Raw genomic sequence first — 22,767 nt, 5'->3', positions numbered from 1 at the left:
GGCGCCCGCCGCGCTCACGCGAGCCACCGCCGCCGGGAGCGACCGCCCATGCCATGTCCTTGTGTCGCGGGCCACTACGGCCCCCCGAATGTTTGTACCAGTGACCCCGCCGCAGGTGATACCCACGTCGCAACGCAACCGTGCCGGTTCCGATATCGACCGGGCGGTCAATCAGGAGTAGACCGAGGTCAGAAGTATTTTTCGTCTCTCGAGGAGGCAGTTCCCATGTTCACAGACAGCCGCGCACAGGATCTTCTCGCCGTCGTGCTCGGCGCATTCACCGCGCTGTCGCCCCTGTGGGTCGACACCAACGACAACGCCCGCTGGACCCTCATCGTGCTCGGCGTCCTCATCGCCGCGGCCGGACTGGTCCAGATGGCACGGGCGAGCATGACCGGCGCCGACTACGCGATGGGCCTGTTCGGCGTCCTGCTGTTCATCTCGCCGTGGGCGATGGACTTCACCGCGTTCAGCGGCGCATCCTGGACCGCATGGGTGGTCGGGGTAGTGACGGCGGTGGTGGCGGTCGCCGCGCTGCCGGCGATGAACGAGCGCCTGCACAAGATGGCTCCGCATCACTGATGCCGGGCCGACGCGTCGGGCGCCGCAACGCGAAACGCGATGGCGACGCCCGGCAACTCATTCTGGATGCCGCCGAGAACCTGTTCGCCGCACAGGGATTCGACGCCACCCCGACCGCGGCGCTGGCCGCGGCCGCCGGTGTGCCCAAGGGCCTGGTCTTCTACTACTTCCCCACCAAGAACGCGATCCTGTCCGCGCTGATGCGCGAACGCGTTCCCACCCAGCCGCTCGACGACCTCGACGCCGTCGTCGCCCCCGGTGATCCCGCCACCAGCCTGGTCAACCTCGACACCGCGATCAATCTGCGCGATCACCACTCCTCGGTCCTGCGCGTGATCATGTGGCGCGAGGCCGACACCCACCCCGACGTCCGGCGCACCCTGCGCAACCTGCGCGACCAGCTCCTCGACGCCACCGCCCGCGTCCTGCAGGCCAGCGTGCCGACACCGGTGCGCCCGAGCACCCTGCACGCGTGCGCGTCGGCCTGGGTCTCGGCCATGTTCGCCATCGCCAGCACCGACCGCCTGCACGCCCTGGACGGCGTCCCCGTGCCGACCCCCGACGATCTGCTCGATGTCGCCCAGGTGGTGGCGGCGGGGATGACCCAGCTGGGCTGAGGACCGTCCTCAGCCCAGCGCGGCCACCCGCTCGTCACCGGTCACCCCGACCGCGTCCCTCCCGCCCCGCAGGACCCGCACGGCCACCACACCCAGCACGACGTGCAGGATCGCGGCGACCGACGCGACCGCGTGCAATCCCGTGACGAACGCGCCGCGTGCGTCTTCGAGTACCGCGCGACCCATACCGGGCAGCCGCAATGTCTCGCCGAGCGTCGGCGCGAGATCGGGTCCGGCCAACCGGAACACCAGCGCGGCCAGCGAGCCGAAGACCGCGATCCCGAACGCGTTGCCCAGTTCGTTGCCGGTCTCGGCGAGCGCCGCGGCCGACCCGGCCCGCTCGGGCGGCACCGCCGCGACGGCGATCTCGGCCACCACACTGAACGAGATCCCGTAGCCGATACCGGCGACGGCGGTCGCGGCGATGTACCAGCCGCTGCCGCCCGCGTCGTCGGCGAGCAGCAACAGCGCCAGCCCCGCCGCGATGAAGAAATGCGCGCTGATCAGCGCGTTCGACGAGCCGATCCGGGCGACCACGGCCGGGGTCACGACCGCGGCCACGGTGAGCACGACAGCTCCGGGCACCGCGAGTGCCGCGGCATGGGCGACCGTGAGCCCGAGCACGGATTGCAGGTAGGTGCTCGCGAGATAGGCGGTCGCCGACCACGCCGCCAACGGCAGGAACCCGGTGACGATCGCGATCGCGAACACCGGATTGCGGAACAGCCCGAAGTCGACGAGCGGGCGCGCGAGCCGGAACTGCCTGCGCGCGAACCAGCCGAGCAGCAGCACGCCCGCCACCCCGGCCACCGCTGCGGCCACCGACGGACCGGCCGCGGCCGCGTGCTTCACCGCGTACATGGTGAGCAGCAGCCCGGCCGCCGAGGCGAGCACACTCGCCACGTCGACCCGGCCGGTTCCGGGTGCCCGCACCTCGCGCAGCAGGATCGGCGCCAGCAGCAGGAACACCAGCAGTACAGGCAGATTGAGCAACAGCACCGAACCCCACCAGAATCTGGTGAGGAGCTGCCCCGCCACGATCGGCCCGATCGCGAAGCCCGCGGCGAAGGTGGCGGCGAAGATCCCGATGGCCTGCGCCCGCGCGCGTGGATCGGCGAACAGGGTGCTCAGAATGGCCAGCGCCGACGGCAACAGCGTCGCCCCGGCCACGCCCATCAGCACGCGCAGGCCGATCAGGATCTCCGCGCTCGGCGCGAATGCCGCTGCCGCCGAGGCGATGCCGAAGACCGCCGCGCCCACCAGCAACAGCCGCAACCGGCCGTACCGATCACCGATCGCGCCGAAGGCGATCAGCAGCGAGCCGACCGCGAAGCCGTAACTGTCCAGGATCCACAGGGATTGGTCCGCGGACGGGGTGAGCGCGTCGGTGATCGCGGGCATGGCCAGGAACAGCACCGAACCGTCCATGGCGACCAGCAGCACCGGGCCGAGAATCACCAGCAGGCCGAGCCAGGCCCGCAGCGGTGTGGGTGGGGTGTCGAGTCGAGTCATGCCCCGAATCTGCGGCCATCCGCGCCCGGCAACCAGCCCCGGTGATGGGTACACCTCGCGGGGATACCCGGCGGCTCGCGCTCCTGCCTACGATCGGAAGGCATGGAGCTGGAAAGCCTCGGCACGTTTCTCAAGGCCCGCCGCGACCGGGTCACACCCGAGCACATCGGGCTGCGGACCTACGGCGCGACCCGCCGGGTGCCCGGCCTGCGCCGCGAGGAGCTGGCCCAGCTGGCCGGGGTCAGCGCCGGGTATTACACGCGGCTGGAGCAGGACCAGGCGGGAACGGCATCGGCGCAGGTCATCGATGCCATCGCGCGGGTACTGCGGTTGGACGCCGCCGAGACCGCGCACCTGCACAATCTGGCCGGATCGCCCGCCACGCCGCGGCTGACGCGGGCCGAGCCGGAACGCGCGCACCCCAGGGTCCTGGCCCTGCTCGACGCGCTCGGCGAGAGCATGCCCGCCGTGATCCTCGGCCGCCGAGGTGACGTCCTGGCCTGGAACCGCACCGGGCACGCCCTGTTCGCCGATCACCTCGACGTCGCCGCGCCCGCCGACCCGGCGGTGCGGCCGTCGGTCCCGCGCATGTTCTTCCTCGATCCACTCAGCCGGGACCGGCACCGCAACTGGTCCGAGCTGGCCCGCGTCCACGTCGCGTACCTGCGCCTGACCGCGGGCCGCTACCCGACCGACGCGCACCTGGCCGAACTGATCGGTGAACTCGCCATGCGCAGTACCGAATTCGCGACCCTGTGGGCCGAGGGGGAAGTCGCCGATTGCACCGTCGGCGCGATGCGCCTGCACCATCCCACCGTCGGCGATGTCGATGTCGACTACCAGGTGTGGTTGCAGCCGGACAGCCCCGACCACCGGCTCGAGGTCTACACCCCGCGCGACGCGAGCTCCGCCGACGCGCTGGGCCTTCTCGGCCGACACGCGGTCCGAGCCGGTGGCGCCGTGTCCGTGGACACGACGCCACCGGTGTCTTCTCAGCCGCGCGCGATGATCGACTCCGCGACACCGGCCGGAACCGGCGCGTAGGAGTCGAACACCATGGCGTAGGTCGCCCGGCCCCGGGTCTTCGAGCGAAGATCCCCGATGTAGCCGAACATCTCCTGGAGCGGAGTCAGGGCCCGCACGACGCGCGCGCCCGACCGCTCGGTGAGCTCGGTGACCCGGCCGCGCCGGGCGTTCAGATCACCGATCACCTCACCGAGGTACTCCTCCGGGGTGACGACCTCGACGGCCATCACCGGTTCGAGCAGCACCGGCTTCGCCCGCGCGACCGCGGCACGCACCGCCGCCGCTCCGGCCAGCCGGAACGCCAGGTCCGACGAATCCTGCACGTGGGCGGCGCCGTCGAGCAGCGTCACCCGCACGTTCACCAGGGGGAACCCGGCGAGCGCGCCGACCCGCAGCGCGTCCTGCGCGCCCGCGTCGACCGCGGGGATGTACTCCCGCGGCACGCGCCCACCGGCCACCCGGCTCTCGAATTCGTAGACCGCGCCGTCCTCGGCCACGTGCGGCTCCACCGCGATCACCACCTTGGCGAACTGCCCGCGCCCGCCCACCTGCTTGCGGTGGGTGTACTCGAACTGTTCGACGGCGGCGGTGATGGTCTCGCGATAGGCCACCCGCGGTGCGCCGATCTCGGCCTCGACCCGGAACTCCCGCCGCATCCGGTCGACCAGGATCTCCAGATGCAGCTCGCCCATGCCACCGATGACCGTCTGCCCGGTCTCGGCGTCGACCCGCACGGTGAACGTCGGATCCTCCTCGGCCAGGCGCGCCAGGGCGGTGCCCAGCTTGTCCTGATCCGCGCGGGTCCGCGGTTCGATCGAGACCGCCAGGACGGGTTCGGGGAAGACCATCGACTCCAGCACGACCGGCTGGTTCCGATCGCACAGGGTGTCGCCGGTGCCCGTCTCCTTCAGGCCGATGACAGCGCAGATCTGCCCGGCCTGCACCCGATCGACGGCGATCTCGGTGCTCGAATGCATCTGGAACAGCTTGCCCAGGCGCTCCTTTCGTCCAGTGGTCGAATTCAGTACGGTCGCACCGGGTTCGGCGCGGCCCGAGTAGACCCGCAGGTACACGAGCTTGCCGAAGAACGGGTGCAGCGCGACCTTGAACGCCAGCGCCGCGAACGGCTCGGCGACATCGGGTGCGCGCTCGATGTACGCGCCCTCCGGCGAGAACCCGTGCACGGCGACGACATCCAGCGGCGACGGCAGGTAGTCGACGACCGCGTCCAGCAGCGGCTGCACGCCGACATTGGCCAGCGCCGAACCGCACAGGACCGGGTAGGCGCGCGCGTCGATCGTCATCGTGCGGATGGCGGCCTTGAGCACGTCGACCGGGATCGGCGCACCGGCGAGGTAGCGCTCCAGCACCGCCTCGTCGGCCTCGGCGACCGCGGCCACCAGCGCCTCGCGGTGCAGTTCGGCCTCGACGCGCAGTTCGTCCGGGATCTCGACGATCTCGAACCGCGCGCCGCGGTCGGTGTCACCGCGCCACACCTTCGCCGTCATCTCGACCAGGTCGACGATGCCGTCGAACGTGCTCTCGGCGCCGATCGGCAGCTGGATCACCAACGGCCGCACGCCGAGTCGCTCCGCGATGGTCCGCACGGTGAACGCGAAGTCCGCGCCGAGCTTGTCCATCTTGTTCACGAAACAGATCCGTGGCACGCCGTAGCGATCGGCCTGCCGCCACACCTGCTCCGACTGCGGCTCGACACCTTCCTTGGCATCGAACACGGCGACCGCGCCGTCGAGCACCCGCAGCGACCGCTCCACCTCGACGGTGAAGTCGACGTGGCCGGGGGTGTCGAGGATGGTGATCTCGTGCTCGTTCCACCGGCAGGTGGTGGCCGCGGCGGCGATGGTGATGCCGTGCTCGCGCTCCTGGATCATCCGGTCCATGGCGGCGGTGCCGTCGTGGACCTCACCCAGGGTGCGGGTGACACCGGTGTAGAACAGGATGCGTTCGGTGGTGGTCGTCTTGCCCGCGTCGATGTGGGCGGCGATGCCGATATTGCGCAGGCGGGCGAGGTCGGTCCGTCTCGTAGTCATGGGAATCCCCCAGTACGTCAACTAGTTCGGTCGAAGAAGTCGACGCTCGACAGTTACGCGTTCCACCGGACGGCACGGGCATCGAATCACGCGCCGCCCCACCGGCGCCCGAGGACCCGATGCGAACTAGCGCCGCGACAGCGGACGTACCGTAACCATGCCCCAGTTCTACCCGCCCGGAGGCCGCGCTGTCCAAGGATTTCCAGGAGTTCCCGCTCCGCGGCGGCCGACCGGGACGGGTGGCGGGCATAAATCCACCGGCAAGGCAGTTCGTCTCGACGAGGGGACATCGCTGTTCGGGCGGTGGCCTCGGCCAGCGCGTCAGCCCACCCAGAGGAGACCCACCGATGACAGCGGCATTCGACCCGCACGATCTGCTCGCGGCAGCGAAGCTCGGCGTACTCGCCACCATCAAGGCGGACGGACGGCCCCAGCTGTCCCCCGTCACCCCCTACTACGACCGCGCGGCCGGGGTCATCTACGTCTCGATGACCGAGGGCCGCGCCAAGACCAGCAACCTGCGCCGCGACCCCAGGGCCGCCTTCGAGGTGACCGCGCCCGACGGCTGGTCCTGGGCCACCGCCGAAGGCAGCGTCACGCTGACCGGGCCCGGCACCGATCCCGACGGGCCGGAGGTCGCCGCCCTCGTCGACTACTACCGCGCCGCCGCGGGCGAACACCCGGACTGGACCGAGTACCGCGAGGTGATGGTCGCCGATCGCCGCGTGCTCATGGCGCTCACCGTCGAACACGTCTACGGCGCCAAGATCCGCTGATCGCCGGAACCGCCTCGGCGCCAAGAACTCTCAGGGCACTGCCAGAGCGGCTCGGTACCGTGGGCGAGACCAGCCCGTTCGTCATCATCATCAGGCAGGAGAAACCGTTGAGTCAGGAATCGTTGTTGCACCGGGTCGTGCGGGGGATGAACGCCGGCGTGGTCGCGCTGACCGAAGCCCCCGTCGTCGGCAAGTTCCTCGGTAAGGCGTTCGCACAGGTCAGCTACGTCGGGCGGCGCTCGGGACAGACCTTCAGCACCCCGGTCAACTATCGCCGCTCCGGGGACGAGTACATCATCGGCGTCGCGCTGCCCGACAAGAAGAAGTGGTGGCGCAACTTCCTCGGCGAGGGTGGCCCGGTCACCCTGCGCATCGACGGCGTCGACAAGCCCGGCCACGCGGTGACCCACCGCGACGACCGCGGCCGGGTCACCGTCCGCGTCCGCCTCGCCCCGGCCTGATCCCGCCGCTCAGCCGCCCGGCGTCGTCAGGAACGCGGTGACGTCGGGCGCGAAGCGCTCGTGCTTGATCGCGCCGAGGTGGTTGGTGTCCGGGTAGACCACGAGCCGGGCGCCCGGGATGCCGTCGGCGGTGTGCCGGAAGGTGTCGACGGAGTAGTACTCGTCCCGGTCGCCGCCGACCACCAGGGTCGGGGCGGTGATGTCGGCCAGCCGGCCGTCGAGGTCGAAGGTGTCCTCGGCCCGCACGAAGGCGAGGGTGTCGGCCGGATTCTTCGGCCGCACCAGCGGATCGGCCAGCCACGCGACCGCCCCGGCCAGCCGCGCCTTGACCGGCGACTCGATGCCCTGGGTGGCCAGGTGCTGCAGCGACCGCTTGCCCGCGGCCGCGGCCGTCGCGTACTTCATCTGTGATGCCCTGGCCGCGTCCTCGAGCCGATACCCCGACGAGGCGACCACCAGCTTGCGCACCGCCGCCGGCTGATCCGCGGCGAGCTGCAAGGCCAGCGATCCTCCCGAGGAGATCCCGAGCACGTCCACCGGCGCACCGAACTCCGCCAGCAGCCCCTCCGCGTGCTCCCGCGCGATATCGGCCATCGTGGTCCCCGCCGCCATCCCCGGCGCCCGATTCACCGCGTACACCCGAAAGTTCCTGGCCAGCGGCGCCATCGTCTTGACCTCCGCCCGCCGCACCAACCCCGTCGGATTGGCATGATCCGGCATGAACCACCGCAGGAACACCAGCGTCGGCCCCTCCCCGAACGCCAGATACGGCATCCCCCGCCCGAGCACGCCCTCGACAACCTCGAACCCCTGCACCACAGCCACGCGCACCTCCGTCCGTCCGATGAACTCCCGTGGACGCTACCGAGTACCGCGTCCGCGAGCGATGACCTCCGAGGTCATCGCGGTGGCTCCCCCGGAAACGCCGAACGGCGCCGCTCCCGGGGGAGCGACGCCGTTGCGGTGTCAGTCAGTCAGAGACTCACTTGATGATCTTCGTGACGCGACCGGCGCCGACGGTGCGGCCACCCTCACGGATCGCGAAACGCAGGCCCTCGTCCATGGCGACCGGCTGGATCAGCTTGACGGACATCTCGGTGTTGTCACCGGGCATGACCATCTCGGTGCCCTCGGGCAGGGTCACAACGCCCGTCACGTCAGTCGTACGGAAGTAGAACTGCGGACGGTAGTTGTTGAAGAACGGGGTGTGGCGGCCGCCCTCGTCCTTCGACAGGATGTACGCCTGGCCCTCGAACTCGGTGTGCGGGGTGGTGGTGCCCGGCTTCACGACGACCTGGCCACGCTCGACATCTTCGCGCTTGATGCCACGAACCAGCAGACCGACGTTGTCGCCCGCCTGGCCCTGGTCGAGCAGCTTGCGGAACATCTCGATACCGGTGACGGTGGTCTTGGTGCTCTTCTCGCGGATGCCGACGATCTCGACTTCCTCGTTCACGTTCACGATGCCGCGCTCGACGCGACCGGTGACGACGGTGCCACGACCGGTGATCGTGAAGACGTCCTCGACCGGCATCAGGAACGGGAGCTCGGTCTCGCGGACCGGGTCCGGGATCGACTCGTCGACGGCGTTCATCAGCTCGAGGACCGCGTCGGCCCACTTCTGGTCACCCTCGAGGGCCTTCAGGCCGGAGACACGCACGACCGGCGCGTCCTCGTCGAACTCCTGCGAGGCCAGCAGCTCGCGGACCTCCATCTCGACGAGCTCGAGGATTTCCTCGTCGTCGACCATGTCCGACTTGTTCAGCGCGACCAGGATGTAGGGCACGCCGACCTGACGGGCGAGCAGCACGTGCTCACGGGTCTGCGGCATCGGGCCGTCGGTGGCGGCCACGACCAGGATCGCGCCGTCCATCTGGGCGGCACCGGTGATCATGTTCTTGATGTAGTCGGCGTGACCGGGGGCGTCGACGTGCGCGTAGTGGCGCTTCTCGGTCTGGTACTCGACGTGGGAGATGTTGATCGTGATACCACGAGCCTTCTCCTCCGGCGCCTTGTCGATCTGATCGAACGCGAACGCGGCGTTCAGATCCGGGTACTTGTCAGCCAGCACCTTGGTGATCGCCGCAGTCAGCGTGGTCTTGCCGTGGTCGACGTGACCGATGGTGCCGATGTTGACGTGGGGCTTCGTCCGCTCGAACTTCGCCTTCGCCACTGTTGTCCTCCTGGACTAGTTAGTGCGTGCTTTTTTTGCAGCAGTGCGGTTATTAAGGGGGGTCGTGCTGACGCCCGGTTGCCGGGGCCAAGCGTACTTGGCCCCGGCAAGCGAATTACTCGCCGGTCGCCTTGGCGATGATCTCCTTGGACACGTTGGCCGGAACCTCCGCGTACTGGGCGAACACCATGGAGTAGTTCGCGCGACCCTGGGTCTTCGACCGCAGGTCACCGATGTAGCCGAACATCTCCGAGAGCGGAACCAGCGCCTTGACGACACGGGCACCACTGCGTTCCTCCATGGCCTGGATCTGGCCACGGCGGGAGTTGAGGTCGCCGATCACGTCGCCCATGTAATCCTCGGGCGTGATGACCTCGACCGCCATGAGCGGCTCGAGGATCACCGGACCGGCCTTACGGGCCGCTTCCTTGAGGGCCTGCGAGCCCGCGATCTTGAACGCCATTTCCGAGGAGTCGACGTCGTGGTACGCGCCGTCGAGCAGGGTGACCTTCAGGTTCACCAGCGGGTAGCCGGCGAGCACGCCGTACTGCATGGCGTCCTGGGCACCCGCGTCGACCGACGGGATGTACTCACGGGGCACGCGACCGCCGGAGACCTTGTTCTCGAACTCGTAGTGCGCGCCGTCCTCGCCGACGAAGGGCTCGACCGCGATGATGACCTTCGCGAACTGGCCGGAGCCACCCGTCTGCTTCTTGTGCGTGAACTCGAGCTTCTCGACGGCCTTGGTGATCGTCTCGCGGTAGGCCACCTGCGGCTTACCGACGTTCGCCTCGACCTTGAACTCGCGCTTCATGCGGTCGACGAGGATGTCGAGGTGGAGCTCGCCCATGCCGCCGATGACGGTCTGGCCGGTCTCGGCGTCCAGCTTGACCGAGAACGTCGGATCCTCGCGCGCCAGCTTCTGGATCGCGGTGCCGAGCTTCTCCTGGTCGGACTTGGTCTTGGGCTCGATCGAGACCTCGATGACCGGGTCCGGGAACGTCATCGACTCGAGGACGACCTGGTTCTGCGGGTCGGAGAGGGTGTCACCGGTGGTGGTGTCCTTCAGACCGATCACGGCGTAGATGTGGCCGGCCGACGCGGTGGTGACCGGGTTCTCCTTGTTGGAGTGCATCTGGAACAGCTTGCCCAGGCGCTCCTTCTTGCCCTTGGTCGAGTTGACGACCTGCGAGCCGGAGTCGACCTTGCCCGAGTACACGCGGACGTAGGTGAGCTCACCGAAGAACGGGTGCACCGCGATCTTGAACGCCAGCGCCGCGAACGGCTCGTCGACGTTCGGCTTGCGGGTGACGAGCTCCTCTTCCTTGCCCGGGATGTGGCCGGTGGTGGCCTCGACATCCAGCGGGGAGGGCAGGTAGTCGATGACCGCGTCGAGCATGGGCTGCACGCCCTTGTTCTTGAACGCGGAACCACACAGCACCGGGTACAGCTCGGAGTTGACCGTCATCTTGCGGATGGCGCCCTTGATCTCCTCGACCGAGAGCTCCTCGCCGCCGAAGAACTTCTCCAGCAGGGACTCGTCGGACTCGGCGACGGTCTCGAGCAGCTCCTGACGGTACTGCTCGGCCTTGTCCTTGAGATCGGCCGGGATCTCGACGACCTCGTACTCTTCGCCGAGCTTGGTCTCGCCCTTCCAGACCTTGGCGTTGTTCTCGACCAGGTCGACGATGCCCTCGAAGTCGTTCTCCGCGCCGATCGGCAGCTGGATGACCAGCGGCTTGGCACCGAGACGGTCCTTGATGGTCTGCACCGTGAAGTAGAAGTCGGCGCCGAGCTTGTCCATCTTGTTCACGAAGCAGATACGCGGCACGTCGTACTTGTCGGCCTGACGCCACACCTGCTCGGACTGCGGCTCGACACCCTCTTTGCCGTCGAACACGGCGACCGCACCATCGAGCACGCGCAGCGACCGCTCCACCTCGACGGTGAAGTCGACGTGCCCGGGGGTGTCGATGATGTTGATCTGGTTGTCTTTCCAGAAGCAGGTGGTAGCGGCGGAGGTGATGGTGATACCACGCTCCTGCTCCTGCTCCATCCAGTCCATCGTGGCCGCGCCGTCGTGGACCTCACCGATCTTGTACGTGATACCGGTGTAGAAGAGGATGCGTTCGGTAGTGGTGGTCTTGCCCGCATCGATGTGGGCCATGATGCCGATGTTGCGGACCTTGTTCAGGTCGGTGAGCACGTCCTGTGCCACGGAAATCTTCCCCGCTCGTTAGCTAGTTGGAATTCTCGGGAACGACCCTGGTTCGGGTCGTCACAATGTCAACGCCGGGGGCGGCACCGAAGTGCCGCGTCCCGACTGAAAGCCTTCCGGCGCCGACACTAGCGACGGGCCGGGCGGCAATCACCAGCGGTAGTGCGCGAAGGCCCGGTTCGACTCGGCCATCTTGTGGGTGTCCTCGCGACGCTTCACCGAAGCGCCGAGGCCGTTGCTGGCGTCGAGGAGCTCGTTGGCGAGACGCTCGACCATGGTCTTCTCGCGACGGGCGCGGGAGTAGCTGACCAGCCAGCGCAGCGCCAGGGTGTTGGCGCGGCCCGGACGGACCTCGACCGGCACCTGGTAGGTGGCGCCACCGACACGGCGGGGCTTCACCTCGAGGGCGGGCTTGACGTTGTCCAGCGCACGCTTGAGGGTGACGACCGGGTCGGTGCCGGTCTTCTCACGCGCCTGCTCGAGAGCACCGTAGACGATGCGCTCGGCGGTGGACTTCTTACCGTCCAGCAGGATCTTGTTGACCAGCTGAGTGACCAGCGGCGACCCGTAGACCGGGTCGTTGATCAGCGGACGCTTGGGTGCGGGGCCCTTGCGTGGCATATCAGCTCTTCTCCTTCTTGGCGCCGTAGCGGCTGCGGGCCTGCTTGCGGTTCTTCACACCCTGGGTGTCCAGCGAGCCACGGATGATCTTGTAGCGGACACCGGGGAGGTCCTTCACACGACCGCCACGGACGAGCACCATCGAGTGCTCCTGCAGGTTGTGGCCCTCGCCGGGGATGTACGCCGTGACCTCGACTGCGCTGGTCAGGCGAACACGCGCGACCTTACGCAGCGCGGAGTTCGGCTTCTTGGGGGTGGTGGTGTACACGCGAGTGCACACACCACGACGCTGCGGGCTCCCCTTCAGGGCCGCAGTCTTGGTCTTGGAGACCTTGTCGCGGCGACCCTTGCGGACCAGCTGGTTGATGGTTGGCATAGACCGGCTTTCCTTATTGGTAATTGCGGCTGTCGGAACACATGTCTTCAGTTCATCGAGCTTTCACTCGCACGTCCGACCGTGTTTCCGTTTACCCGCGGTCGGGCGTGTCGCGCGCAGCTCAGGGCCCTTTTTCTGGGCACGCTGGAACGTTCCGGCCGCTCTCGCTGGCCTACGTTCACGCACGAACTTGCCCGTAGCAATCCGGGCACAGGGATCCACGATACCCGCGTGCCCGAATCCGGGTCAAAGCGGGGTGGCCCGTCAAGGCTTCTACCGGGCCAGATCCAAGGTCAGCTCCACCAATTTCTGGGCGGCGGCGCACGGATCCGGATGGGCCGAACCGGGTTTGTAATTGATCCACCAGCCGACGACCCCGACATCGGCGGCCGGGGCGGTGACGCCGCAGGAGTCGTTGTCGTTCGGCCTGCGCACCTGCAGCGCCCTGCGGCCCTGCACGGTGATGTCGCCGGTGAGGTAGCCCAACTTGTCGTTGGTGGTCTTCTCGTTGTTCAGCGTACCCATCTCGTACCAGTTGAGCGTGGCCATGGCACTGCCGCCGGGGGCGTCCTCGATGTTCCACATGCAGACGGCGCCGCTGAACGAGGTGTTCACGTAGTCGGCGTTGCCGACGATCTCGCCGATCTTCTCGGGCGCGACCACCTCGCACTCGCGCAGCAGCTTGTCGAAGTTGGTGTTGATCGACTCGTCGCCGCCACCGCTGCCCAGTGGCTGCGCGGTGCCGGGAACCTTCGCACCACAGCCGGCCAGCGCCGCGGTGAGCACCAGCGCGGACGACAGGGCGGCGACGATCCGGCGCGCGCTCACTGCAGCCGTCCCACGGTCAGTTCGGCCAGTTGCCTGGCCTTGTCGCACGGATTGCCCGCGGCCGCGAACGCGCCGTACGACATCGACCACTCGAAGAAGTCGTCGTCCAGCTGAACGGCGAGATCACAGATCGTGCCGTCGGGGTCGAGGGCCTGGAAGCCGGGACGCCCGCCGACATCGATGGCCTGCGGGTTGCGGCCCACGTTGGACACCCAGGCCTTCTCCCGCTCGATCGGACTGCCGCGATAGGAGGCGAACGTCACACTGGGCGAGGACAATCCGGCCGACTCCCAGTTGCAGCCGGTGGCGTTCTTGTAGACCCGCGAGAGCTGGCCGATGCCGGCCATGGTGCGCACCTCGTCGTCGGTGACGTGGCCGCACTCGCCGACGAACGGGCCGAGCGAGGCCACCTTCGGTGGTGGTCGCATCGGGCCGGTCGGCGTATCGGAGTCGCCCCCCGATCCGCACGACGTCAGCACGACAACCAGAGCCATGCCGGTGATGATCGCCGAGGGGATCCGCATGCCATGAACTGTAATGGCAACGCCGCGGCACTCACAGGTTGCCGCGGGCCTCCTGCTCGCGTTCGATGGCCTGGAAAAGGGCCTTGAAATTGCCCTTTCCGAAGCCGAGTGAGCCGTGTCGCTCGATGAGTTCGAAGAAGACCGTGGGGCGGTCGGCGACGGGGCGGGTGAAGATCTGCAGCAGGTAGCCGTCCTCGTCGCGGTCGACGAGGATGCCGCGGCGCTGCAGCTCCCCCACCGGGACGCGCACGTGCCCGATCCGTTCGCGCAGTTCGGGGTCCTCGTAGTAGGCGTCGGGGGTGGGCAGGAATTCGACGCCCTCGGCGCGCAGCGCGTCGACGGTGGCGATGATGTCGCCGGTGGCCAGGGCGATGTGCTGGACGCCGGGGCCGCGATAGAACTCGAGGTACTCGTCGATCTGGGATCGCTTGCGGCCCACGGCGGGTTCGTTGAGCGGGAACTTGACCCGGTGGTTGCCGTTGGCGACGACCTTGCTCATCAGCGCGGAGTACTCGGTGGCGATGTCGTCGCCGACGAACTCGGCCATGTTCGTGAATCCCATGACGCCGCGGTAGAAGTCGACCCAGCGGTCCATCATGCCGAGCTCGACATTGCCGACCACGTGATCGATCGCCTGGAACAGCCGGGCGGTGCGCCGCTGATGGGTGGAGGTGCGCGCGACATAGCCGGGCAGGTACGGACCGTAGTACCGGGACCGGTCGACCAGCGTGTGCCTGGTCTCGCCGTAGGTGGCCAGCGCCGCGGAGCGGACGGTGCCGAATTCGTCGGTCGCGTCGTGTGGTTCGACCAGGATCCGCGCGCCGTGGTCGCGGGCCCAGGCGATGCAGCGGTCCACGTCGGGCACCTCGAGCGCGATGTCGACGATGCCGTCGCCGTGCCGGTCGTGATGGGCGACGAGCGGACTGTCCGGGTCGACCGCGCCCTGCACGACGAAGCGCGCTCCCCCACTGCGCAGCACGAACGCCTTGTGGTCGCGGTTGCCGGTCTCGGGACCGGAGTACGCCTCCAGCCGCATCCCGAACGCCGACTGCAGGTAGTGCGCGCTCTGGGTCGCGTTGCCGACGACCCACACCAGCGCGTCCCACCCGATCACCGGAAACGGATCGACACTGTCGTCGTGCTCGATCAGCCCGACGAGCTGCTGCTCAATGGTCATGACCTAGGAAATCTCGCCCCGGCCGAGCTAGGCAACTACACCGCCGAACCCTGAACAGGCTGACACGAGAAGCCACCGATTCCCCGCCGATGGTGGACAATTTGAATAGCACCCGACCGCGGACGGCACGGAGGTCTCCCGCATGCGCACGCCGGCGAAACTGGACGAACTCGATCTCGCGATCCTGACCGCGATGCACACGTATCAGAAGGCCGGAATCCTCGAGCTGTCGCGCCGCACGAAGGTCGCGCGGGCCACCGTGCAGGCGCGGATCAACCGGATGGAGGAGTCGGGGGTGATCGCCTCCTACGATCCGCAGATCGACGTCACCGCGGCCGGATTCGATGTGCAGGCCTTCGTGACGCTCGAGATCGCGCAGGGCGCGCTCGACACCGTCAGCGCCGAACTCGCGGCCATTCCCGGCGTGCTCGAGGCCTACGCGACCACCGGTTCCGGCGACGTGCTGTGCCGGATCGGCGCCGACTCGCACGCCGGTCTGCAAGCGGTGCTGCTCAGCATCGACCGGACCGGTTCGGTGGTGCGTTCGCACAGCGTGATCGTGCTGTCGACGGTGATCGCGCGGCGCACCATGCCGCTGCTGCGCACGCTGACCCCGGCGGGCACCGCGAAGGCGCCCGCCTACCGCGAGCCGCGCTGAACCGTCACTGCCTGCCCAGGCGGGTCAGCAGGCCGTGCACGTGCGCCTCGGCGGCCGCGCGGGCCGACTCGGGATGCCCGGATTCCAGCGCCTCGACGATGCGCCGGTGCTCGCGCAGGGCGACGCGGCGGTTGCGGGCCGAGCACCACAGGTCACCGCGGTAGAGGTGGGCCTTGGCTTCCAGCCGGGCCAGTTCGTCGACGACGCAGCTGTTGCCGGAGGCCTCCCGGATGAAGGTGTGGAACTCCAGGTCGAGCTGGGCGTCGCGGGCCGCGTCGGTGGCGTCGTCGAGGTTGGCTTCCTGGGCCGCGATGATGCTCGCGAGCTTGTCCAGGTCGGCCTCGGTGAGCCGGGTGGCGGCGGCCGCGGCGGCGAGCCCGTCGAGCGCGGCGCGGACCGCGAGGACATCGCGGATCTGCGCCGCGTCGACGGCGGCCACCTTCGCGCCCGCGTGCGGCGCGCTGACGGCCAGGCCCTCGTAGATCAGCTGCTGCACCGCCTCGCGGACGGGGCTGCGGCTGACCCCGAGCTGGGTCGCCAGCGCCGGCACGCTGAGCGATCGGCCAGGGGCCAGCTCGCCGGAGAGGACCATCTGCCGGATCTGCCGGTGCACCGACTGGCCGAGCAGCGCGGAGTTCATGCGCCGATTATCCCTGGGGCCGGTAGTTCGCCTGTACCCGCTGTTCCAGGAAGTCGGCGGCGGTGACGGGCGGGTACTTGCCCGCGGGGCCCTGGATGACCGCGTCGCGATCGGCCTGGGCGAAGTAGGCGATGCTGTAGCGCTCGCCCTGGTACTCGCCCTCACCCGGGCTGCGGACGCGGTGGAAGTTCGACGGCAGCAGGTCGTCGCTCCAGCGGGTCAGCATGTCCCCGATATTGCAGGTGATCAGGCTCGACGACGGGGTGATGGAGGTCCATTCCTGCTCGTCCATCTCCTTGCCGGGGCACACCTGCAGCCCGCCCTGCCCGTCGCGCTGGAACAGCAGGGTCAGGCAGTCGAAGTCGGTGTGCGCGCCCGCCCGCCAGCGGCCGGGGACGCCGCGCAGTTCCGCGGGCACCGCGAAGTAGTGCAGCAGGCGCAGCGCGCTCTGGTAGTCCGGCGAGGCGGGATCGTGCGCGGCGGTGAAGTGGTCGCGGGGCAGGCCGAGCCGGTCGGCGAAGCACGACAGCACCCGCATCGCCACCGCCCAGGCCCGTTCCTCGAAATCGAGGACACGGGCACGGAATCCGGCGAGTTCGGTCTCGCTGGGCCAGAGCTGATCCATGTGCGGCCGGGTGATCTGGTAGGACTCCTTCTGGTCCGGCACGCCGATCGACGGCCGCACCTGGCTCAGGCTCTCCCACCCCGCGTTGTTCTTCTTGACCAGCGGATACTGCCCTTTGACCGCCTCGGGCAGTGCGAAGAAATCGGCTGTCGCGCCGAACATCTCGTCGATCAGGTCCTGTGGGATGCCGTGGCCGGAGAGCTGGAAGAAGCCGATCTCGGTGGCGGCGGCCCACAGCTCCTCGGTGATCTCGGCGCGGCGGTTCTCGAAGTCGGTGAGGTCGACGACGCGGATCTCGCGGGCGTCGGTCTCCCGGCCGAGGCCGCCCATCTGCTTCTCGCGGGAGACCTCGGACAGGTCGTAACTGGTGGTCATGGGGTGACTCCTTATCCGGTGACGGAGATGGCGGGATCGAGGAATTCCTTGGTGACCAGGTCCTTCGCGGTCAGTCCGGTCGGCACGTTCGCGCCGCCCTTGCGCAGGATGGGGCCGAATTCGTCGATGATGCGCTGGACGCGGGCCTCGTCGAAACTGCCGAGGACACCGTCGGTGTCGTTGCCGATCAGGCCGCCGTCGATGAGGGCCGTCGACCCGAACGCGGCCAGTTCCGCGCTGTAGGGGTTGAGCTTGGGGTTCTTCGACACCACGTCGACGACGACGTCGTTGACCGGTGCTGGATCGGCCTTGAACCGCGCGGTCGCCTGCTGGATCATCGGCACCAGCTTCTGCAAGCAGGGCCGCAGTTCGGCGAGCTTGTCGGCGCGCACGTTCACGGTGCGGGCGTAGCCCTCGTAGCCGACGTCCTTGAGCAGCTGATAGGCGACGGGCTTGTTCCAGGCCCGCACCTCGTGCTCGTAGGTGAACGGCTCGGCGTTGGCGAAACCCTGCTGGGCGAAGGACGGATCGGTGACGAACCGCGACGGGGAGTTGTCGTAGGAGGCGTCGACCTGGTTCTGCTGCACCAGCCCGCGAGCGACCAGCCAGTCCGGGTACAGCTGTCCCTTCGACACCACAATCGGCTTGCCCGACTTGCCGATATCGGCGATGCCCTGCCACTCCGGGTGCGTCTTCGGATCCCACATCAGCATCTGCGGACTGTTGCGCAGCAGCGTGGTGACCGCGACGATCGGCTGCTGACCGGCGGCGGCGATGGCGTGCTCGGAATGGGCCAGGCCCAGCGTGATGCTCTGGTCGACATACATCTGCGACGGCACCGTCTGGAAGCCGATCGCCGGGCCGCCCGCCCGGATCTCCAGCTTCACCCCGGTGTCCTTGCCGTCGGCGACCAGCGGACCGGTGATCTTGTTGTTGTCGGCGTCGACCCGGTAGCCGGGACCGAGCAGGCCGAAGATCGGCCCGGAGTCGGTCTCCGGCGCCCATTGCAGCTGGACGACGACGGTGCTCGGGCAGGCCCCGGCGAGCTGCTGCTCGGCGGGCGCCGGTTCCAGTGCGACGGCGGGACCGTCGGCGGTGTCGTCGGAGCAGGCGGTCGCGGCGCCGGCCAGCAGCACGGCGAGCGCGGCGATGCCGACGCGCCGCAGGGGAAGTGTCTTCATGGTTGATCCTCTGTGCGGGGGGACGAGCTAGTGCGCGGAGTTGTGCCAGCGGCCGACGCTGACCTTCTGCACCACGGTGAAAACGGTGAACACGAGCACGCCGAACAGCGCGGCCAGCAGCAGCGCGCCGATCAGGTCCTCCGATTGCAGGCGGGCGCGGTAGGTGTCGAGCAGGGTGCCGATGCCGGGTTTGCCCTGCGCGAAGAACATGTCGCCGATGATCGCGCCGGTGACCGAGAGCCCGGCGGCGGTGCGCAATCCGGTCAGGGTCGAGGGCAGCGCGGCGGGCAGTTGCAGCGACCAGAGCCTGCGCAGCCTGCCCGCGCGGCCGAGGGTGAACAGTTCCTGGAGGTTGGCGTCGACGGATTTGATGCCGAACAGGGTCATCGCGATGATCGGGTGGATGGCGATGAGCACGCAGACCGTCGTGCGGGCGGCGAAACCGTAGCCCAGCCACAGCCCGATCAGCGGCACCACCGCGAGCACCGGAATGGCCTGCAGGACCACGGCATACGGGTAGACGACTTGTTCGATCGGCTTGGCCTGGCTCATCAGCACCGCGATGGCGACACCGAGCACCGCCGAGATCAGCAGCCCGGTGAGCGCGACGCGGGCGGTGACCGCCAGCGCCTCGACCATCACCTCGAGCTTGGCCGGGTCGGCGAGGGATTCGCCGAACACGACGTGTGGCGGCGGCAGCAGGAAGCGGCGGCTCTCGCTGAGCACCAGCATCGACACCGCGTACCAGGCGGCCAGCGCCAGCGCGATCGACACCGCGGGCGCGACGAGCACGCGGGCGAGCTTGCGGAGCTGTGGCACCGGCAGAGCCGGGCGCGAACGGGTGGGGGCGACGGCGCGGGCCGCGATACTGACCATCAGGCAGCCTCTTTCAGCGAGCGCGAGACGCGCGAGACGAGTTCGGTGAAGGCGGGGTCGAAGCGCAGCTCCCGGTCCCGCGGGTACGGCAGGTCCACATCGATCACCTCGTGGACGCGGCCGGGCCGGGCCGACATCACCACCACCCGCGAGGCCAGGAACACCGCCTCGGAGACCGAGTGGGTGATGAACAGCGCGGTGAAGGCGTTGTCGCGGTAGAGCCGCAGCAGTTCCTCCTGCATGTTCAGCCTGGTCATCTCGTCGAGCGCGCCGAACGGCTCGTCGAGCAGCATCAGCCGCGGTTCCAGCGAGAGCGCCCTGGCCAGCGAGACGCGCATCCGCATGCCGCCCGAGAGCTGGTGCGGCAGTTTGTTCGCGAAGTCGGCGAGACCGACCGCCGCGATGGCGCGCTCGACCCGCTCGCGGCGCACCGCCCGGTCGACCCCGGCCAGCTGGGCCGAGAGTTCGACATTGCGGCGGACCTTGCGCCACGGCAGCAGGGTGGCCTCCTGGAAGATGAAGCCGATCGAGTCCGTGCGGACCGCGACAGCGCCCGTGCTCACCGCTTCGAGTCCGGCGGCCAGGCGCAGCAGCGTCGACTTGCCGCAGCCGGACGGGCCGACCACCGCGACGAATTCGCCCTCGCGGAGGTCGAGGTCGATCTCGGTCAGGGCGAGCGTGCCCTCGTCGCCGCCGAATCGCTTGCCGACGCCGGCGAAGGAGACCTCCAGGCCGGACAGCAGCGTCCTCGCGTCGGCGTCGTTCACCGTGTCGTAGAGCGTCACCGTGATCACCTTCCCCTGCGGGTTGTCGATGTTGCGTGCAACTTGTGATTGACATCAGTGTGAATTGCCAGAATTACATGCAATGTGTTGTTCGTTTCCGACGTATTAACAATCAGCGCATGCGAAGCAGGCGCGACGCGAGGTCCTGCGCGTCGACCCGGGTGCTGACGCCGTCGCGGAGCACGGCCTCGCCGTCGACCCAGACGGTGTCGATCACCCGGGGTGACGCGGCGGTGAGCAGCGTGGCGCCGGGGTCGAGGACCGGCAGGCAGGCGAAGTCGCGATCGAAGCGGACCAGGGTGAGATCGGCGCGGTCGCCGACGGCGACGCCGGTGCGGGTCGGCCCGCCGAGGACGCGGCCCGCCGCGCCGGTGGCCATGTGCAGCATGTCGGCGAAGCCGAGCAGATCGGCCCGCTTGTTGGCCGCACGCTGCAGGAACGCACCGAAGCGCAGCGCCAGCAGCATGTCCTGGGTGTCGTTGCTGGCGGCACCGTCGACGCCGAGCGTCACGTCGACGCCCGCGGCAAGCAGCTCCGGCACCGGGGCGACGCCGCTGCCGAGACGCATATTGGAGACCGGGTTGTAGGACACGGCCACACCGCGCTCGGCGAAGACCGCGCGGCCGTGCGCGTCGAGGTTGACGCAGTGCACCGCCAAGGTGCGATCCCAGAGGAAACCGCTCGCGTCGAGGTAGTCGACGGCACCGGCGCCTGCATGCAATCGGCACATCTCGTCGTCGGTGGTGGTCTCCAGAACATGTATCGACACCGTCTTGCCGGTCGCCTTGGCGTATTCGCGGGTGGCGGCCATCCCCTCCGGGGTGAGGCAGCGGGGGTTGGGCACGGCCAGCGCGGTGGTGATCCGGGTGCCGCGCAGCTGCGCGTCGAGGGCGTCGACGTGGGCCAGCGCCTCGTCCAGCGGCTGCAGCAGGCGCGGATCCAGGCCCCACTTGCGGGTGCTGTCGGCGCGATCGGCGATGCCACGACCGAGCACGACCCGGATACCGAGCTCGTCGAGCGCCCGGATCATCGCCTGGTGGACCGCGTCCGACGGGTTCGGCCACAGGTGCTCGACCACCGTGGTGACCCCGCCGCGCAGCAGTTCCAGGCCACCGGCCAGGGCCGAGAGATAGGTCTGCTCCGGCGTGGCAGCGACCGTGAACTCACCGACGCAGCGCAACCATTCGAGCAGCGGCAGACCCTCACCGGCACCGCGCAGTACGGCTTGTTGCAGGTGGGTGTGGGTGTTGACGAAGCCGGGCAGCAGATAGCCGGAACCGCCGTCGAAACGGGGCAGACCGGCGTGTTCGGGACCGGCCGCCAGGGCGACGACGACACCGTCGCGGACGACGACTTCGCCGGGCGCCCAGCCCTGTTCGGTGTAGACGGTGACGTCGGTGATGACAACGGACGCGGGGGAACCCATGCGCGCACCTCTTCTGCGGATGCGGCTGGTTCGCCCGCCCGGATCAGCGGAGCACGTCGTCCGTTGCAGCCATGAACGTCGTGGCACCGACCCTAGGAAGCCGGTGTTGCCAGGGCGTTAAACGCGTGTCACGGCCGGACGTCCGCGCCGGGCGCGAGGATCTCCACGGCGGGCGCCGATTCCGGTTCGAGGAAGGCGAGCAGCGCCGCGGCCTCCGCTTCGACCTGCGCCGCTTCGGCTTTCGTCCAGGCGCGGACCGGGCTGATCCGCAATCGCGCGGTGCCGGACTTCACGAAGACCTTGTACATCCCGGCGAGGAAGCCGTCGATGAGCACCGGGGAGACCCAGGAGGCGAAGGCGCGCAGCGGCGGCGCGGAATCGTCGCCGAGGACGCGGCTGCGGTCCTGGTGGGACAGCAGCAGGTTGTCGTACCAGCCGAGCAGGCGGACCGGCGCGGGCTGATCGGGGTCGGCGAGGGTGAGGTCGGCGGCGTCGTAGAGGGTGCGGCCGCGTTCGTCGGTGTAGGTGCGGACCCGGTCACCCAGCGCGGCGACGGCCTGCTTCATGGCGGGCAGCCGGGACCAGGTCTGCATGTCCATCGTGCTGGCGGGCCCGAACGCGCGCAGGTAGCGCAGGATCAGTTCGGCCACCGGATAGTCCGGGTCGAGCGGGGCGCCCAGCCAGGGTTCGACCCGCGACCACACCGGCCTGCTGTTGTCGCGCCAGCGGCCGCGCGGCGGGGTCTGCAGGACCGGGAGCTGGTAGAGCCAGGTCTGCACGACCGGGCCGGGATCGCGGTCGGGGTAGAGCCTGGCCGCCTCGGTGCGCAGGTCGGCGGCGGCCATCGGCGCGTCGCCGAGCACGGATTCGCCGTGCGCGCGCAGCTCCTCGGGATCGAGACCGACCATCGCCCCGTAGTTGAAGCCCTTGCGGAACGGCACCTTCTCCAGTTCCGGCTGGATGTGCGGCGCGATCCGCAGCGCGTCCGGCGGGGTGACCAGGTGAATGGTGCCGCGCATCAGGGTGATCCGCACCAGCGACCGATCCTCCAGCCCCGCCGACACCGTCGCCGGATCGAAATCGGTGATCCGGCTCCACAATCCGACGAACGGCGGCGGCACATCCTGGGCCTGCAGGCCGATGAGGTGATCGCACATCTGCGGGGTGCTCAGCGTCGAGCGCTCCAGCAGGTGCTGACGCGCGAGCAGCGTCCGGTTCAGCACCCGATTCGACACCTGCATGCGACTCCTTCGACGGCC

General features: G+C 68.9%; 23 protein-coding genes. 6 read left to right on the top strand and 17 right to left on the bottom strand.

Going from position 1 to position 22,767, the window contains the following annotated elements:
- The first annotated feature begins 225 nt into the window (after positions 1–225).
- Together AB0H54_RS04410 and AB0H54_RS04405 are read left to right on the top strand one after the other, a co-directional pair.
- On the top strand, positions 226–582 hold the full coding sequence (locus AB0H54_RS04410) for an SPW repeat protein (protein WP_355273703.1): 357 nt from the start codon (positions 226–228) through the stop codon (positions 580–582).
- On the top strand, positions 582–1,199 hold the full coding sequence (locus AB0H54_RS04405) for a TetR/AcrR family transcriptional regulator (RefSeq protein WP_357342652.1): 618 nt from the start codon (positions 582–584) through the stop codon (positions 1,197–1,199). The genes AB0H54_RS04410 and AB0H54_RS04405 overlap by 1 nt, the downstream gene beginning before the upstream one ends.
- A gap of 9 nt (positions 1,200–1,208) precedes the next feature.
- On the opposite strand, the gene AB0H54_RS04400 is transcribed toward AB0H54_RS04405, so the two are convergent.
- Positions 1,209–2,711 (bottom strand): MFS transporter, encoded by a 1,503-nt coding sequence (locus tag AB0H54_RS04400; RefSeq protein ID WP_357342650.1) that lies wholly within the window; start codon positions 2,709–2,711, stop codon positions 1,209–1,211.
- A 102-nt stretch (positions 2,712–2,813) separates the two neighbouring features.
- Here AB0H54_RS04400 and AB0H54_RS04395 point away from each other — a divergent pair, with 102 nt between their 5' ends.
- Positions 2,814–3,755, top strand: a complete 942-nt coding sequence (locus AB0H54_RS04395) for a helix-turn-helix transcriptional regulator (RefSeq protein ID WP_357342648.1) — start codon at positions 2,814–2,816, stop codon at positions 3,753–3,755.
- On the opposite strand, the gene fusA (AB0H54_RS04390) is transcribed toward AB0H54_RS04395, so the two are convergent.
- On the bottom strand, positions 3,704–5,788 hold the full coding sequence (gene fusA / locus AB0H54_RS04390; RefSeq protein WP_357342646.1) for an elongation factor G: 2,085 nt from the start codon (positions 5,786–5,788) through the stop codon (positions 3,704–3,706). The two genes, AB0H54_RS04395 and fusA (AB0H54_RS04390), sit on opposite strands and share 52 nt — an antisense overlap.
- A gap of 347 nt (positions 5,789–6,135) precedes the next feature.
- Between fusA (AB0H54_RS04390) and AB0H54_RS04385 the strand changes: the two genes are divergently transcribed.
- Both AB0H54_RS04385 and AB0H54_RS04380 read left to right on the top strand, forming a co-directional pair.
- On the top strand, positions 6,136–6,564 hold the full coding sequence (locus AB0H54_RS04385) for a PPOX class F420-dependent oxidoreductase (protein ID WP_355273717.1): 429 nt from the start codon (positions 6,136–6,138) through the stop codon (positions 6,562–6,564).
- A gap of 146 nt (positions 6,565–6,710) precedes the next feature.
- Positions 6,711–7,025 carry a nitroreductase/quinone reductase family protein gene (locus AB0H54_RS04380; protein ID WP_355274635.1) on the top strand — a complete coding sequence of 105 codons (315 nt, stop codon included), beginning with the start codon at positions 6,711–6,713 and terminating at the stop codon, positions 7,023–7,025.
- A gap of 9 nt (positions 7,026–7,034) precedes the next feature.
- Here the strand turns inward: AB0H54_RS04380 and AB0H54_RS04375 are convergent, their stop codons facing one another.
- The 8 genes from AB0H54_RS04375 to hppD form a co-directional block, all read right to left on the bottom strand.
- Positions 7,035–7,850, bottom strand: coding sequence for an alpha/beta fold hydrolase (locus AB0H54_RS04375; protein WP_357342644.1), 816 nt, complete (start codon positions 7,848–7,850; stop codon positions 7,035–7,037).
- Positions 7,851–8,007: 157 nt separating this feature from the next.
- On the bottom strand, positions 8,008–9,198 hold the full coding sequence (gene tuf, locus AB0H54_RS04370; protein WP_355273724.1) for an elongation factor Tu: 1,191 nt from the start codon (positions 9,196–9,198) through the stop codon (positions 8,008–8,010).
- Positions 9,199–9,313: 115 nt separating this feature from the next.
- Positions 9,314–11,416 (bottom strand): elongation factor G, encoded by a 2,103-nt coding sequence (fusA, locus tag AB0H54_RS04365; RefSeq protein ID WP_355273726.1) that lies wholly within the window; start codon positions 11,414–11,416, stop codon positions 9,314–9,316.
- 150 nt (positions 11,417–11,566) lie between these two features.
- A complete protein-coding gene (gene rpsG / locus AB0H54_RS04360; RefSeq protein ID WP_019049358.1) occupies positions 11,567–12,037 on the bottom strand; it encodes a 30S ribosomal protein S7 in 471 nt (156 codons plus the stop codon).
- 1 nt (position 12,038) lies between these two features.
- Positions 12,039–12,413, bottom strand: coding sequence for a 30S ribosomal protein S12 (gene rpsL, locus AB0H54_RS04355; protein WP_019049359.1), 375 nt, complete (start codon positions 12,411–12,413; stop codon positions 12,039–12,041).
- Between the two features lie 273 nt (positions 12,414–12,686).
- The gene (locus AB0H54_RS04350; RefSeq protein WP_355273730.1) at positions 12,687–13,241 is read right to left on the bottom strand and encodes a DUF3558 domain-containing protein; all 555 of its coding nucleotides are present in this window, start codon (positions 13,239–13,241) and stop codon (positions 12,687–12,689) included.
- Positions 13,238–13,765, bottom strand: coding sequence for a DUF3558 domain-containing protein (locus AB0H54_RS04345; RefSeq protein ID WP_355273733.1), 528 nt, complete (start codon positions 13,763–13,765; stop codon positions 13,238–13,240). The genes AB0H54_RS04350 and AB0H54_RS04345 overlap by 4 nt, the downstream gene beginning before the upstream one ends.
- 31 nt (positions 13,766–13,796) lie before the next feature.
- A complete protein-coding gene (gene hppD, locus AB0H54_RS04340; protein ID WP_357342641.1) occupies positions 13,797–14,942 on the bottom strand; it encodes a 4-hydroxyphenylpyruvate dioxygenase in 1,146 nt (381 codons plus the stop codon).
- Between the two features lie 142 nt (positions 14,943–15,084).
- Between hppD and AB0H54_RS04335 the strand changes: the two genes are divergently transcribed.
- The gene (locus AB0H54_RS04335) at positions 15,085–15,600 is read left to right on the top strand and encodes an Lrp/AsnC ligand binding domain-containing protein (RefSeq protein ID WP_355273739.1); all 516 of its coding nucleotides are present in this window, start codon (positions 15,085–15,087) and stop codon (positions 15,598–15,600) included.
- 4 nt (positions 15,601–15,604) lie between these two features.
- On the opposite strand, the gene AB0H54_RS04330 is transcribed toward AB0H54_RS04335, so the two are convergent.
- The 7 genes from AB0H54_RS04330 to AB0H54_RS04300 form a co-directional block, all read right to left on the bottom strand.
- Positions 15,605–16,240 (bottom strand): GntR family transcriptional regulator, encoded by a 636-nt coding sequence (locus AB0H54_RS04330; RefSeq protein ID WP_355273742.1) that lies wholly within the window; start codon positions 16,238–16,240, stop codon positions 15,605–15,607.
- Positions 16,241–16,247: 7 nt separating this feature from the next.
- On the bottom strand, positions 16,248–17,240 hold the full coding sequence (locus AB0H54_RS04325) for a 2-oxoglutarate and iron-dependent oxygenase domain-containing protein (RefSeq protein ID WP_357342639.1): 993 nt from the start codon (positions 17,238–17,240) through the stop codon (positions 16,248–16,250).
- 11 nt (positions 17,241–17,251) lie between these two features.
- Positions 17,252–18,421: a nitrate ABC transporter substrate-binding protein gene (locus AB0H54_RS04320; protein WP_357342637.1), complete on the bottom strand. Its 1,170-nt coding sequence runs from the start codon at positions 18,419–18,421 to the stop codon at positions 17,252–17,254.
- 27 nt (positions 18,422–18,448) lie between these two features.
- Complete coding sequence (locus AB0H54_RS04315; RefSeq protein WP_357342635.1) at positions 18,449–19,297, bottom strand: ABC transporter permease subunit; 849 nt, start codon at positions 19,295–19,297, stop codon at positions 18,449–18,451.
- Positions 19,297–20,082: an ABC transporter ATP-binding protein gene (locus AB0H54_RS04310; RefSeq protein ID WP_357342634.1), complete on the bottom strand. Its 786-nt coding sequence runs from the start codon at positions 20,080–20,082 to the stop codon at positions 19,297–19,299. Before AB0H54_RS04310 ends, AB0H54_RS04315 begins: the two co-directional genes overlap by 1 nt.
- A 112-nt stretch (positions 20,083–20,194) precedes the next feature.
- Positions 20,195–21,508, bottom strand: a complete 1,314-nt coding sequence (locus AB0H54_RS04305; protein ID WP_357342633.1) for an amidohydrolase family protein — start codon at positions 21,506–21,508, stop codon at positions 20,195–20,197.
- Positions 21,509–21,636: 128 nt separating this feature from the next.
- Complete coding sequence (locus AB0H54_RS04300) at positions 21,637–22,749, bottom strand: winged helix DNA-binding domain-containing protein (RefSeq protein ID WP_357342632.1); 1,113 nt, start codon at positions 22,747–22,749, stop codon at positions 21,637–21,639.
- Positions 22,750–22,767 lie beyond the last annotated feature (18 nt).

Origin of the sequence: Nocardia sp. NPDC050718, from assembly GCF_040654235.1 — a bacterium.
Lineage (GTDB): Bacteria > Actinomycetota > Actinomycetes > Mycobacteriales > Mycobacteriaceae > Nocardia.
The sequence above is the reverse complement of the archived record's forward strand: the minus strand, read 5'-3'. Positions and strand labels throughout refer to the sequence as shown.

What these genes read in the sequence shown, in the direction of transcription:
- AB0H54_RS04380 (WP_355274635.1), top strand. Translation starts at nt 6,711, where the DNA reads ATGAACGCCGGCGTGGTCGCGCTGACCGAAGCCCCCGTCGTCGGCAAG.
- AB0H54_RS04330 (WP_355273742.1), bottom strand. Translation starts at nt 16,240, where the DNA reads ATGAACTCCGCGCTGCTCGGCCAGTCGGTGCACCGGCAGATCCGGCAG.
- AB0H54_RS04305 (WP_357342633.1), bottom strand. Translation starts at nt 21,508, where the DNA reads ATGGGTTCCCCCGCGTCCGTTGTCATCACCGACGTCACCGTCTACACC.
- AB0H54_RS04335 (WP_355273739.1), top strand. Translation starts at nt 15,085, where the DNA reads ATGCGCACGCCGGCGAAACTGGACGAACTCGATCTCGCGATCCTGACC.
- fusA (WP_357342646.1), bottom strand. Translation starts at nt 5,788, where the DNA reads ATGACTACGAGACGGACCGACCTCGCCCGCCTGCGCAATATCGGCATC.
- AB0H54_RS04320 (WP_357342637.1), bottom strand. Translation starts at nt 18,421, where the DNA reads ATGAAGACACTTCCCCTGCGGCGCGTCGGCATCGCCGCGCTCGCCGTG.
- AB0H54_RS04315 (WP_357342635.1), bottom strand. Translation starts at nt 19,297, where the DNA reads ATGGTCAGTATCGCGGCCCGCGCCGTCGCCCCCACCCGTTCGCGCCCG.
- rpsL (WP_019049359.1), bottom strand. Translation starts at nt 12,413, where the DNA reads ATGCCAACCATCAACCAGCTGGTCCGCAAGGGTCGCCGCGACAAGGTC.
- AB0H54_RS04410 (WP_355273703.1), top strand. Translation starts at nt 226, where the DNA reads ATGTTCACAGACAGCCGCGCACAGGATCTTCTCGCCGTCGTGCTCGGC.
- AB0H54_RS04385 (WP_355273717.1), top strand. Translation starts at nt 6,136, where the DNA reads ATGACAGCGGCATTCGACCCGCACGATCTGCTCGCGGCAGCGAAGCTC.
- hppD (WP_357342641.1), bottom strand. Translation starts at nt 14,942, where the DNA reads ATGACCATTGAGCAGCAGCTCGTCGGGCTGATCGAGCACGACGACAGT.
- AB0H54_RS04300 (WP_357342632.1), bottom strand. Translation starts at nt 22,749, where the DNA reads ATGCAGGTGTCGAATCGGGTGCTGAACCGGACGCTGCTCGCGCGTCAG.
- AB0H54_RS04345 (WP_355273733.1), bottom strand. Translation starts at nt 13,765, where the DNA reads ATGCGGATCCCCTCGGCGATCATCACCGGCATGGCTCTGGTTGTCGTG.
- AB0H54_RS04325 (WP_357342639.1), bottom strand. Translation starts at nt 17,240, where the DNA reads ATGACCACCAGTTACGACCTGTCCGAGGTCTCCCGCGAGAAGCAGATG.
- AB0H54_RS04405 (WP_357342652.1), top strand. Translation starts at nt 582, where the DNA reads ATGCCGGGCCGACGCGTCGGGCGCCGCAACGCGAAACGCGATGGCGAC.
- rpsG (WP_019049358.1), bottom strand. Translation starts at nt 12,037, where the DNA reads ATGCCACGCAAGGGCCCCGCACCCAAGCGTCCGCTGATCAACGACCCG.
- AB0H54_RS04395 (WP_357342648.1), top strand. Translation starts at nt 2,814, where the DNA reads ATGGAGCTGGAAAGCCTCGGCACGTTTCTCAAGGCCCGCCGCGACCGG.
- AB0H54_RS04400 (WP_357342650.1), bottom strand. Translation starts at nt 2,711, where the DNA reads ATGACTCGACTCGACACCCCACCCACACCGCTGCGGGCCTGGCTCGGC.